The sequence below is a fragment of the Streptomyces anandii JCM 4720 genome (assembly GCF_014650655.1).
GTDB classification, from domain to species: Bacteria; Actinomycetota; Actinomycetes; order Streptomycetales; family Streptomycetaceae; genus Streptomyces; species Streptomyces anandii.
This window is the reverse complement of sequence record NZ_BMVJ01000025.1, coordinates 47,664-59,211: the sequence shown is the minus strand read 5'-3', so window position 1 is coordinate 59,211 and position 11,548 is coordinate 47,664. Positions and strand designations below refer to the sequence as shown.

Genomic DNA, 11,548 nt, shown 5'->3' with positions numbered 1-11,548 from the left:
CACATGCAGCGCGGTGCCCCGTTCGAGGCCCTGCTGGGCCCACTCGAACACGGCTCGCACGCTCCAGCCGGGACGTGGCCCGGTGGGCCGCATCTGCCGCTGCCAGCGGTCGAAACAGCCGGCCTCGTGGGCGGCACGCACGCGCGTGGCGATCGGCTCGCGGGTGTCCTCGGCCCACAGCCGCCAGGGCCGCGGTTCGAAGGCGTCGCGTACGGCGGCGGCCAGTTCGGCCTCGCCCTCGGCGTCGGTGGCGAAGCGCGCGAGGACGGGCGCGGCCAGGGAGCGCAGACCGGCGTCGTCGTCCCTGAGTGCCAGCTCGTCCAGGGCCCAGGCCCAGTTTGCGCCCGTGGCCGCGTACCGCCGCAGCAGGGCGAGGGCGTCGCGCCTGCCGTAGGAGGCGAGGTGCCCGAGGACGGCGAGGGCGAGTCCGGTGCGGGACTCGTCGGTGTCGAGGACGTCCTCGGGGTCGAAGAGGTGCGCCTCCACGGCGTCCAGCTCGCCGTTCAGGTCGAGGAAGAGCCGGGCGTAGTACAGGGAGCGGTTCTCCACCTGCCAGTCGTGGCGGGGATCGCGCAGCACACAGTGGTTCAGCGCCGTGAGCGCTTCGGCGCGCGGGGCGGTGAGCGCGTGCAGAGTGCCGTCGCCGCGGCCCCGCTGGAGCAGGCCGAGCAGCGTGCCGCTGGGCGCTATGACCGGTTCGAACATGGGAAACAGCCTCACATCAAGCGTCGACGCAACCGGGGAACACGCATTACCTGGCTACGCGACAACACGTCGGAGCGCCCGCCGTCTCTAGCTTGCTGTAGACCATCTTCCTCTGCCTCTCGTCGGTGGCCCATGCGGACCGCATCACGGCCCGCGCGGTGCGGCAACACCTGCCCAGCCATCGCGTCCGTGAATCACGACGTCATGATGACCCGGCCCGCAAGCTGCCGCGACCGATATTTCCGGCGGCCCCGTACCGCCTCCCCCGTTTTCCGTGTCGTGCCTGTCCAAAGGGGTCGCGGCGGCTGTCCGCGGCCCCGGGGATCACTGCTCGCCGAACAGCCGCAGCAGGTCCGTCTTGCCGAACATCCTGGCCGTGTCCACCGCCGACGGCGTGCCCGCGGAGGGGTCCGCACCGGCCTCGAGCAGGACGTCGATGACGTCCTGCTCACCCTTGAAGACCGCGCCCGCGAGTGGTGTCTGGCCACGGTCGTTGACGCGGTCGGCCTCGGCACCGCGGGCCAGCAGGGCGCGTACCGCGTCGGCGTGGCCGTGGTAGGCGGCGAGCATCACCAGGCTGTCGCCCCGGTCGTTGGTGAGGTCGGCCGGGACGCCCGCGTCGACGTAGGCGACGAGCGCCTCGGTCCGGCCCTGCCGGGCCAGATCGAAGATCCTGGTCGCCAGCTCCACGACCTCGGGGTCGGGGGCTTCACTCATCGGACGGACCGCCTCTCACTGCGAACGTCGGCACTGCGGGAGCAAGCGTACGGGCGGCGTGCGGTGCCGGCCGGCGCCGTCCGTACGGGTGAATCGCCAGGGTACTGGCTCGTGCGGCACATGACCCGATGTGCCCGAGGTAAAGATCATCCACGCCGCGTGCACACGGTCGGGCGCATGCGGCCGGTCAACCACCCGGTCCGGCTCCGCCAAGGGGAGGAAATCGAACGAAATTCACCCGGTTGCACCTTTTGTCATATGGATACATGCTGTGATGCTGGAAGAACTCAGGGTGACTGTCCCCTCTCGACACCAGGAGACCTCCCATGATCCTCTCCATCTCAGGCGTCGTCCTGTTCGGCGTCATCGGCTTCATCTTCTTCCGCAAGGACGGACTCAAGCCCTCGCACGCGTGCGTGTCGATCCTGTTCGGGTTCTACCTCGCGAGCACGACCATCGCGCCGACCATCAGAGCCGGCGGCGAGAGCCTGGCGAGCCTGCTCGGCGGCATGAGGTTCTGACGCCCCCGCCCGTCACCCCACGCAGCACACCCAGGAGGCAGCAGTGGCCCGGCGTCCCCTCCCCCGCATTCTGAGCACCGGAGGCGCGCAGCTCGCCCGGAGCCGAGAGCTGGCCCGGACGGCGGCCGACAGCGCCACCGACGTCCTGCACCCGCTGATCACCGTGTCCCGGGGTCTGCGCCGGCTGGCCTCGGCCGGGCGGCGCAGGTGGGTGGACACGCCCAAGGACCGCCGCGGGCCGCTGCTGTTCCTGGTGGCCTCGCTGATCCTGGTGGTGGCGCTGGTGCCGTACGGCCCGCTGCTCGCCGCGCTCGTGGTGACGGCGGCGGCCGCCTGGCAGGGCCGCGACCGCAGCCCCGCGCGGTCCGAGGGCCCCGACGAGTCGCGCGCGCAGCGCCTGTCCGCGCTGTACGAGGCACTGGTGCCGTACTTCTCGGCCGCCGAGGACCCGGCGCCGCTGTACGCGCACGGCGGGGAGTGGGAGAAGGCCTTCCCCTCCTACGACTTCGACGACTCCGGCCGCGTGTCCCATCTGCTGATCCGCTACCCCGCGTACTTCACCGACGGGGAGGCGGAGTCCCGTGCGCGCGTCGAGCACCTGCTCACGGCCAAGGCCGGCCGCGGCCGGGAGTACCTGTTCGGCTGGGACGAGGAGGGCAACCAGCTGACGGTCACGGCCCTGTCCCCGCTGCCCGCCGACGTCCCCGCACAGCGCTTCGTGACCGCGCCGGGCGAGACCGTGCTCGGCTTCACCGACCCCAGCGAGGTCCAGCGCACCGTGCCCCTCGCCTACGGCGAGGAGAAACGCGACGTCCCGCCGGTGCTGTGGCGCACCGGGCTGCGCTCCACCGAGCCGCATCTGCTGGCGCTCGGACAGCCCGGCAGCGGCACCTCCACGCTGCTGCGCTCCATCGCGCTGCAGGCACTGCAGAACGGCGACGTGCTGATCGTCGACGGCGGCGGCACCGGTGAGTACGCGTGCCTGACCGGGCGCGACGGGGTCCTCGCGGTGGAGTGCGGGCTGGCCGGGGTGCTGGCCAGTCTGGAATGGGCGGCCACGGAGACCGAGCGCCGGCTCATCGCCGTCAACCGCGCACGGCAGGCGGGGCATCCGCCGCCGGACGACACCAAGCGGCCCCTGTGGCTGCTGCTGGACCGGCCCACCGCCTTCACCCACCTCGCGGACGCGGACGGCCGCAAGGACCCGCAGGCGCTGCTGCAGGTGCCACTGCGGCACGGGCGCGCGGTCAACGTGACCGTGGTCGTGGCCGAGCAGTTCGACAGCGCGGAGGCGCTGGGCGACGCCGTACGGCAGCACACGCGCGCGCGTGTCGTGCTCGGGCCGGCGACGCCGGAGCAGCTCAAGGCGGTCCTCGGGGCGCCGCCGCACACCACCCCGCTCTCCGTCGTCCCGCCCGGGCGCGGATACGCGCGGCTGGGCACGGGCGCCGTGCACCGCCTCCAGGTCCCGGCGACACCCGATCCCTACGACGACTCGGCGAGCAAGGCCCACCGCGAGGCGGTGCTGGACCTCCTCCCGCCGAAGACGACCCCGGCGGACGGCGAAACGGTCCCGGAGGACACCCCCGTAGCCACGGAGGCCGCCGTAGCGGAACCTTCCTGACGCACCCGGGTCCGCCCGGCTACGCCACGAACGTCCTCGGTGGTTCGCCGCCGCCCGGGGCTCCTGTGGTGACCAGGCGGGCCGCGGCCGCGAGGCGGGTCGCAGCCTCCTCGGCGACCGCTCCGCCCACGGTGAAGGGCAGCCGCACATAGCCCTCGAAGGCGCCGTCGACGCCGAAGCGCGGGCCGGACGGCACCCGTACGCCGACGCGTTCGCCGGCCTCGGCCAGGCGGGAGCCCGAGAGGCCGCCGGTGCGCACCCACAGGGTCAGGCCGCCCTGGGGGACCTCGAACTCCCAGTCGGGCAGCTCGCGCCGGACCGCCGCGACCAGCGCGTCCCGGTTCTCCCGGGCCTGGCCGCGCCGCACCTCGACGGCCTGTTCCCAGCCGCCGGTGCTGAACAGCCAGTTCACGGCCAGTTGCTCCAGCACCGGGGTGCCGAGGTCGGCGTACGCGCGGGCGGCGACGAGACTGCGGATCACGTCGGGTGCGGCGCGCACCCAGCCGATGCGCATCCCGGCCCAGAACGCCTTGCTGGCGGAACCCACGGTGATGACCGTGGAGCCGGCCGGGTCGAAGCCGCACACCCGCCGGGGCATCTCCAGCCCCGGCTCCAGGTACAGCTCGCTCATGGTCTCGTCCACGACGAGCACGGTCCCGGCCGACCGGGCGGCCTCCACCAGGCGGCGGCGCTGGTCCTCGTCGGCGAGGGCGCCGGTCGGGTTGTGGAAGTCGGCGACGACGTAGGCGATCCGGGGCGCGGCCTCGCGCAGCACCTGGCGCCAGCGGTCCAGGTCCCAGCCGGTGAGCCCCTCGGCCATGGCCACCGGCACCAGCCGGGCGCCGGCCTCGCGCATCAGCTGGAGGATGTTGGCGTAGCTCGGCGACTCCACCGCGATGCGCTCGCCGCGGCCGCCGAAGAGGTGGCAGATGGCGTCGATGGCGCCCATGGCGCCGGTCGTGACCATGATCTGCTCGGGCATGGTGGGTATCCCGCGCGCGGTGTAGCGCTCGGCGATCATCGCGCGCAGGGCGGGGAGCCCGGCCGGGTAGTCGCCGTGCGTGTGGGCGTACGGCGGCAGTTCCTCCAGGGCGCCCTGGACGGCGCGGGTGAGCCAGGGTTCGGGGGCGGGCAGCGCGGCGGTGCCCAGGTCGATCATCGAGCCGAGGGCCTCCGGCGGCAGCGGTTCGAGGCCCCGCGCGGGAAGCGGGTTGCCGGCCGGCACCGCGGTCCAGCTGCCCGCGCCGCGCCGGGACTCCAGGAAGCCCTCGGTGCGCAGCGCCTCGTAGGCGGCGGCGACCGTGGTGCGGCTGACGGACAGGGCGAGGGCCAGTTCCCGCTCGGCGGGCAGCCGGGCGGCGACCGGCACGCGGCCTTCGAGCACCAGCAGCCGCACGCCGTCGGCGAGCGCGCGGTAGGCGGGCGGGCGGCGCGTGCCCGGGCCCGCCGGGCGGTCCTGCTGGGAGTTGAGCAGCCGGGCCAGCTGCGTCGCGCCCACCGCCGAGGTCCACTGCGCCATGCCGATCAGTCCACCTTCCCCGAATTGGCCATGGATGGGTCTCCTGCCCCCGCCACAGAGTGTCATGCACCAGGCCACTTCCACCACCAGGGGGACGCTTTGTCCACGCAGGCCCGCCTCGGGCGCCGACTGATCCAGCTCTACGCGGGCCTCGCGCTGTACGGCGCGAGTTCCGCGCTGCTCGTGGAGGCCGGCCTCGGCCTGGAACCGTGGAACGTGCTCCACCAGGGCCTCGCCGAGCTCACCGGCCTGACGATCGGCGTGGTGTCCATCGTCGTGGGCGCGGCGGTGCTGCTGCTGTGGATCCCGCTGCGCCAGCGTCCGGGCCTCGGCACGGTCTCCAACGTCTTCGTGGTCGGCCTCGCCATGGACGGCACGCTCGCCGTGCTGCCGGACGCCCGCACCCTGGCCGTCCGGATCCCTCTGATGCTGGCGGGCATCGTGCTCAACGGGGTGGCCACCGGCCTCTACATCGCCGCCCGCTTCGGACCGGGCCCGCGGGACGGTCTGATGACCGGTCTGCACCGGCGCACCGGCCGCTCGATCCGCCTGATGCGGACGGTAGTCGAGGTGACGGTCGTCGTCACCGGCTTCCTCCTCGGCGGCACCATCGGCATCGGCACGCTGCTGTACGCGGTCGCGATCGGCCCGCTCGCCCAGCTCTTCCTGCGCGTGTTCGACGTCCCGGCGGTGGCCGCGGGCGGCGCCGTCGTTGCCGCCGGTACACCCGAAGGGGCGATACTGCGTCCGTGACCACGCACGTACGCCACCCCTACCTCGACCATCCGGGCCCCATAGCCTTCGCGCACCGCGGCGGGGCCGCCGACGGCGTGGAGAACACGGTGGCGCAGTTCCGGCGCGCGGTCGCGCTCGGCTACCGCTACATCGAGACGGATGTGCACGCCACCGCGGACGGCCGGCTGGTCGCGTTCCACGACACGACCCTGGACCGGGTCACCGACGGCTCGGGCCGGATCGCGGACCTGCCCTGGGAGGACGTGCGGCACGCGCGCGTGGGCGGCCGGGAGCCGGTGCCGCTGTTCGAGGAGCTGCTGGAGACCTTCCCCGAGGTGCGCTGGAACATCGACGTCAAGGCGGAGCCGGCGCTGCTTCCCCTGCTGGAGCTGGTCGAGCGCCATGGCGCGTGGGGGCGCGTGTGCGTGGGCTCCTTCTCCGAGGCGCGGGTGGTCCGGGCGCAGCGGCTGGCCGGGCCCCGCCTGGCGACGTCGTACGGCACGCGCGGGGTGCTGGGTCTGCGGCTGCGCTCCTGGGGTGTGCCGGCCGCGCTGCGCCGCTCGGCCGTCGCCGCGCAGGTGCCGGTGTCGCAGTCGGGCGTCCCGGTGGTCGATCCGCTGTTCCTGCGCGCCGCCCACGCGCGCGGGCTGCACGTGCACGTGTGGACGGTCAACGAACCGAAGCGGATGCACCGGCTCCTGGATCTCGGTGTCGATGGCATCATGACCGATCACATCGACACGTTGCGCGAGGTCATGGAGGACCGGGGCGTCTGGGTCTGAGCCCGCCGCCCCTCCCGGCGGGCCGGCGCGGCGACTTCAGCGGGGAAGCGAGGGCACGGGTGGGCACCGACACCGTGCGGGCACAGGTGGCCGACGAGGCCACCGGGCGGCGGCGCGAGCAGCGCGGCTGGTACTTCTACGACTGGGCCTGCTCCGTCTACTCGACGAGCGTGCTCACCGTGTTCCTCGGCCCCTATCTCACCTCGGTGGCACGGTCCGCGGCGGACGCGGACGGGTTCGTGCACCCGCTGGGGATACCCGTGCGGTCCGGGTCGTTCTTCGCCTACTGCGTCTCGGCGTCCGTGATCGTGGCGATCCTGGTGATGCCGCTCGCGGGCGCCGCCGCGGACCGCACCGGCCGCAAGAAGCCGCTGCTCGCGGCCGCCGCCTACACGGGCGCGGGCGCCACCACGGGTCTGTTCTTCCTCGACGGCCACCGCTATCTGCTGGGCGGGTTCCTGCTGATCGTCGCCAACGCCTCGGTGGCCGTGTCGATGGTCGTCTACAACTCCTATCTCCCGCAGATCGCCCCGCCCGAGGAGCGCGACGCGGTCTCCTCGCGCGGCTGGGCCTTCGGCTACGCGGCGGGCTCGTTCGTGCTGATCGCCAACCTGGTGCTGTTCACCGCCCACGGCTCCTTCGGCGTGTCCGAGGCGATGGCGGTGCGGATCTGTCTGGCCTCGGCGGGTCTGTGGTGGGGACTGTTCACGCTCGTACCGCTGAGGCGGCTGCGCGACCGCCGTACGGCCGCCGTGGCGCCGCCGGTGCACGGCTGGCGTCAACTGGCCGCCACCATCCGGGACATGCGACGCAAACCACTCACTCTGGCCTTCCTGCTGGCCTATCTCGTCTACAACGACGGCATCCAGACGGTGATCTCCCAGGCGTCCGTCTACGGCTCCGAGGAGCTGGGCCTGGGCCAGTCGACGCTGATCACCGCGGTGCTGATGGTGCAGGTGCTGGCGGTGGCGGGGGCCCTGGGCATGGGGCGGCTCGCCCGGACGTACGGGGCGAAGCGCACGATCCTCGGCTCGCTGGTCGCCTGGACGGTGACGCTGGCGGCCGGGTTCTTCCTGCCTGCCGGGCGGCCGGTGTGGTTCTTCGTGCTGGCGGCCGGGATCGGGCTGGTCCTCGGGGGCAGTCAGGCGCTGTCGCGGTCGCTGTTCTCGCACCTGGTGCCGCCGGGGAAGGAGGCCGAGTACTTCTCGGCGTACGAGATGAGCGACCGGGGCATGAGCTGGCTGGGGCCGCTGCTGTTCGGCGTGACCTACCAGCTGACCGGGAGCTACCGGGACGCGATCGTCTCGCTGGTGGCCTTCTTCGCCATCGGGTTCCTGCTGCTCGCGCGGGTGCCGGTGGGGCGGGCGATCCGCGACGCGGGCAATCCGGTCCCTGATCGGATTTAGCACTCGGGGCGAAAGGGCTGTAGTGTACGCGTTTGGCCTGCCAGGCGTACCGTTACTGCGCGTCAAAGATGCCGAAACGCTGGGTGACATCTCCTAGCAGATGTGACAAACCGGGCGCCGGTGGGTACTGCACTGGTTGACAAGGCTGCGGCTACGACGGCGACGCATGACCCGGAACGGGACATCGGAACGGGAATCTTTACCGCCGACCGGACGTTGACCGGATGACGACGACAGCGACACCTGTCCTGTGGGCGACAAGCCCGGGAGGCACGATTCATGAGTGAGCGAGCTCTTCGCGGCACGCGCCTCGTGGTGACCAGCTACGAGACGGACCGCGGTATCGACCTGGCTCCGCGCCAGGCCGTGGAGTACGCATGCGAGAAGGGGCACCGCTTCGAGATGCCCTTCTCGGTCGAGGCGGAGATCCCGCCGGAGTGGGAGTGCAAGGTCTGCGGGGCCCAGGCACTCCTCGTGGATGGCGACGGACCTGAAGAGAAGAAGGCCAAGCCTGCGCGTACGCACTGGGACATGTTGATGGAGCGGCGCACCCGTGAGGAGCTCGAAGAGGTCCTCGAGGAGCGTCTGGCCGTGCTGCGGTCCGGTGCGATGAACATCGCCGTTCATCCTCGGGACAGCCGCAAGAGCGCTTAGTTCCCGCGGGCGGCCGGGCCGGTCTTCCGGAGCACGTGAGTCGCCGAGGGCGCCGTACGTCTTCACGTACGGCGCCCTCGGCCTGTCCGGGTCGTCCTCAGCGGGTCAGCGGACGGCGCGGATCCTCCGGGCCGTCGTCCTGCCGCTCCCTGACGACCTCGCCCGGGACGACCTTGCCGTCCGGGCGGTGGATGCGGACCTGCTGGAAGGCGTCGCCCAGGGTGCCGGGGGCGGAGACGCGCAGCTTGCGCTCGACCGTCCGCTCGGCGAGCCGGCCGACGGCGCGCTGCACCGGCGGGATCAGCAGGAGCAGTCCGAGCGCGTCCGAGATCATGCCGGGGATCATCAGGAGCAGGCCGGCCAGCATCAGCCAGCCGTTGCCACCGCGGCGCGAGGACGGGGTGCCGCCGCGCTGGACCGCCTCGTTCAGATTCTGGAACGCGCGGCGCCCCGCGCGCTTCATCACCGCGGCGCCCCCCACGAACCCTGCCACGAGCAGCAGGAACACGGTCGGGCCACCCGCCGCGCCCGCGACCACCGTCAGCAGCCAGATCTCCAGCACCAGCCAGACGGCGACGGCGAGCGGCAGATACCTGCGCACGCGCGAGCGCCGCGGCCGGACGGGCCGGGTGGAGTGCGAAGAGGTCGGAACGCCTGTCGTCATGCTTCCAGTGTGCCTGGGCCCCGCTCAGTGCGGGACAAGGGCTACCGCGAGCTCCCGCCGCGTCGGCCGGTGAGCTTGCTCACCCTCTCCCGTACGCCCCAGGACGTGACCCGCCACAGCGCCTCCACGACGATGTCCCGGCTCATCTTGGAGTCGCCGAGCTCCCGCTCCACGAAGGTGATCGGCACCTCGACCACGTGGTAGCCGGCCCGGACCGCGCGGCGGGCCAGGTCCACCTGGAAGCAGTACCCCTGGGAGGCGACCCGGTCCAGTCCGAGGCCCTCCAGGGTCTCGCGCCGGAACGCCCGGTAGCCGCCTGTGACGTCGCGGATCGGCACGTCGAGCATGAGCCGCGAGTAGGTGCTGCCGCCGCGGGAGAGGAACTCGCGCGAGCGCGGCCAGTTCACCACGCGGCCGCCCGGCACCCAGCGGGAGCCGAGCACCAGGTCGGCGCCCTTGAGCGCGGTCAGCAGCCGGGGCAGTTCCTCGGGCTGGTGGGAGCCGTCGGCGTCCATCTCGATCAGCACGCCGTAGTCGCGCTCCAGGCCCCAGCGGAAGCCGGCCAGATAGGCGGCGCCGAGGCCCTCCTTGCCCTTGCGGTGCAGCACGTGCACCTGCCCGTCCTCGGCGGCCAGTTCGTCGGCGAGCTTGCCGGTGCCGTCGGGGCTGTTGTCGTCGGCCACGAGGACGTGCGCCTCGGGGACGGCCTTGCGCACCCGGCCCACGATCGCCTTGATGTTCTCCGCCTCGTTGTAGGTCGGAATGATCACCAGAGCCGTGCCGAGCGGACCGAACCGCCTGTCCTGGGTTCGAGCCGCGAGGGTGCCGTCGCCGTGGTTCACTGCTGCCCCTTCATTTCCGTACGCAGGGGACCACCATAGTGGTCACGGCCTGCGAGGACGTGACACCACGGTCGTACGGGGGTGTCGGTTGCACAAGAGCGGGGTAAGAGTGCTCTTTTGGGATGATCACGGGGATGATCGCCGGAAGCGGTCTGCGGATGGGGGCCCGGCGCCCTTCGGGCCGACCTCGGACCCGCTGGCTGCGGATCGACCGAAAGCCGTTGTCTACTGAGCGTCCGGGCCCCACCCGGGTCACACCTTGCCGACCGTCCGGAACGCTCCCCCGCCGACGCGGACGCTGAGCCTGGCTCCCAGTGACGGTGACCCGGTGCGGCACACCGTCCCTGACCCAGCGGCACTGCGACGCGGGTACGGAAGTTCCCCGGCCGGGCGTGGCGGTGGTGGACCCGGCAGAACCTACCGGCCCCCTGCCGTCGCCTGTCAAACAGGCCCCTGACCTGCGCGGACCCTGCCGCCTTCCAGGCCGGTGCGGAGGATGCGCAGGTCGTGCGACGCTGCGGCGGGCGATCTTGGCCGCCGCGCCACCCCGGGAGATCACTCGCCCGGCCGTACGAACACCGTCCGTCCGCCCACCACGGTCCGCAGGCAGACGGGCAGGTCACGGTCCGGGTCCAGGTCGGGCAGGCCGGGGGTGCCCGAGCGCGGGTCCGTCGACCAGCGCGCGACCCGGTCGTCGGGGGCCTGGACGACGAGTTCGCCGGTGCGCCAGACGGCGTAGTCGGCGGGGGCGCCGGGCACCAGGACGCCGGCGTCGTCGCGGCCGACGGCCCGCCAGCCCCCGCGCGTGTGCGCGGTGAACGCGGCCCGCACGGAGACGCGGTGCCCGGGCGTGCGGTGGAAGGCGGCCGCGCGCACCGTGCCCCACGGGTCGAGGGGGGTGACCGGGCTGTCGGAGCCGAAGGCGAGCGGGACGCCGGCGCGCAGCAGGGCGGCGAAGGGGTTGAGGGTGCGGGCCCGCTCCGCGCCGAGCCGCTGGGCGTACATGCCGTGCTCGCCGCCCCACAGCGCGTCGAACGCCGGCTGCACGGACGCGGTGAGGCCCAGCTCGGCGAAGGCCGCGACGGTCTCGGGGGTGAGCATCTCGGCGTGCTCGACGCGGTGCCGGGCGGCGCGGATCCGGGCCAGGCCGGTCTTCTCGGCGGCGGCGCGCACGCCGTCCACGACGGCCGTGACGGCGGCGTCGCCGATGGCGTGGAAGCCCGCCTGGAGGCCGGCCTCGGTGCAGGCGGTGACGTGGGCGGCGACGGCGGCAGCGTCGAGATAGGGGGTGCCGGTGTGGTCGGCGTCGGCGTACGGGGAGTGCAGGCAGGCGGTGTGCGAGCCGATGGAGCCGTCCGCGAAGAGGTCGCCGGCCGCGC

At 72.9% G+C, this 11,548-nt stretch carries 11 protein-coding genes and 1 pseudogene; 6 read left to right on the top strand and 6 right to left on the bottom strand.

Going from position 1 to position 11,548, the window contains the following annotated elements:
• Positions 1–705 (bottom strand): annotated as a pseudogene (locus IE249_RS39045) (HEAT repeat domain-containing protein); the annotation flags it as partial.
• Positions 706–1,029: 324 nt separating this feature from the next.
• Complete coding sequence (locus IE249_RS30965; protein WP_189710132.1) at positions 1,030–1,422, bottom strand: ankyrin repeat domain-containing protein; 393 nt, start codon at positions 1,420–1,422, stop codon at positions 1,030–1,032.
• 326 nt (positions 1,423–1,748) lie between these two features.
• Between IE249_RS30965 and IE249_RS30960 the strand changes: the two genes are divergently transcribed.
• On the top strand, positions 1,749–1,943 hold the full coding sequence (locus tag IE249_RS30960; RefSeq protein ID WP_189710130.1) for a hypothetical protein: 195 nt from the start codon (positions 1,749–1,751) through the stop codon (positions 1,941–1,943).
• A gap of 43 nt (positions 1,944–1,986) precedes the next feature.
• Positions 1,987–3,567, top strand: coding sequence for a P-loop NTPase family protein (locus IE249_RS30955; protein ID WP_189710128.1), 1,581 nt, complete (start codon positions 1,987–1,989; stop codon positions 3,565–3,567).
• A gap of 19 nt (positions 3,568–3,586) precedes the next feature.
• On the opposite strand, the gene IE249_RS30950 is transcribed toward IE249_RS30955, so the two are convergent.
• On the bottom strand, positions 3,587–5,086 hold the full coding sequence (locus IE249_RS30950) for an SCO1417 family PLP biosynthesis transcription factor (RefSeq protein ID WP_189710126.1): 1,500 nt from the start codon (positions 5,084–5,086) through the stop codon (positions 3,587–3,589).
• Positions 5,087–5,185: 99 nt separating this feature from the next.
• Here IE249_RS30950 and yczE point away from each other — a divergent pair, with 99 nt between their 5' ends.
• The 4 genes from yczE to IE249_RS30930 all read left to right on the top strand — a co-directional run bounded on the left by yczE (position 5,186) and on the right by IE249_RS30930 (position 8,663).
• Positions 5,186–5,839, top strand: a complete 654-nt coding sequence (yczE, locus tag IE249_RS30945; RefSeq protein ID WP_189710124.1) for a membrane protein YczE — start codon at positions 5,186–5,188, stop codon at positions 5,837–5,839.
• Positions 5,836–6,603 carry a glycerophosphodiester phosphodiesterase family protein gene (locus IE249_RS30940; RefSeq protein ID WP_189710122.1) on the top strand — a complete coding sequence of 256 codons (768 nt, stop codon included), beginning with the start codon at positions 5,836–5,838 and terminating at the stop codon, positions 6,601–6,603. The genes yczE and IE249_RS30940 overlap by 4 nt, the downstream gene beginning before the upstream one ends.
• 59 nt (positions 6,604–6,662) lie before the next feature.
• Positions 6,663–8,009 carry an MFS transporter gene (locus tag IE249_RS30935; protein WP_189710120.1) on the top strand — a complete coding sequence of 449 codons (1,347 nt, stop codon included), beginning with the start codon at positions 6,663–6,665 and terminating at the stop codon, positions 8,007–8,009.
• Positions 8,010–8,288: 279 nt separating this feature from the next.
• On the top strand, positions 8,289–8,663 hold the full coding sequence (locus IE249_RS30930) for an RNA polymerase-binding protein RbpA (protein ID WP_003977404.1): 375 nt from the start codon (positions 8,289–8,291) through the stop codon (positions 8,661–8,663).
• A gap of 97 nt (positions 8,664–8,760) precedes the next feature.
• On the opposite strand, the gene fxsA is transcribed toward IE249_RS30930, so the two are convergent.
• The 3 genes from fxsA to IE249_RS39040 form a co-directional block, all read right to left on the bottom strand.
• Positions 8,761–9,327, bottom strand: a complete 567-nt coding sequence (gene fxsA, locus IE249_RS30925) for an FxsA family membrane protein (protein ID WP_189710118.1) — start codon at positions 9,325–9,327, stop codon at positions 8,761–8,763.
• Positions 9,328–9,368: 41 nt separating this feature from the next.
• Positions 9,369–10,169 carry a polyprenol monophosphomannose synthase gene (locus IE249_RS30920; protein WP_189710116.1) on the bottom strand — a complete coding sequence of 267 codons (801 nt, stop codon included), beginning with the start codon at positions 10,167–10,169 and terminating at the stop codon, positions 9,369–9,371.
• 555 nt (positions 10,170–10,724) lie between these two features.
• Positions 10,725–11,548, bottom strand: an 824-nt coding sequence (locus IE249_RS39040; RefSeq protein ID WP_229859627.1) for an amidohydrolase family protein, incomplete at its 5' end; no start/stop codon positions are given.

What these genes read in the sequence shown, in the direction of transcription:
- IE249_RS30950 (WP_189710126.1), bottom strand. Translation starts at nt 5,086, where the DNA reads ATGGCGCAGTGGACCTCGGCGGTGGGCGCGACGCAGCTGGCCCGGCTG.
- fxsA (WP_189710118.1), bottom strand. Translation starts at nt 9,327, where the DNA reads ATGACGACAGGCGTTCCGACCTCTTCGCACTCCACCCGGCCCGTCCGG.
- IE249_RS30930 (WP_003977404.1), top strand. Translation starts at nt 8,289, where the DNA reads ATGAGTGAGCGAGCTCTTCGCGGCACGCGCCTCGTGGTGACCAGCTAC.
- IE249_RS30965 (WP_189710132.1), bottom strand. Translation starts at nt 1,422, where the DNA reads ATGAGTGAAGCCCCCGACCCCGAGGTCGTGGAGCTGGCGACCAGGATC.
- IE249_RS30960 (WP_189710130.1), top strand. Translation starts at nt 1,749, where the DNA reads ATGATCCTCTCCATCTCAGGCGTCGTCCTGTTCGGCGTCATCGGCTTC.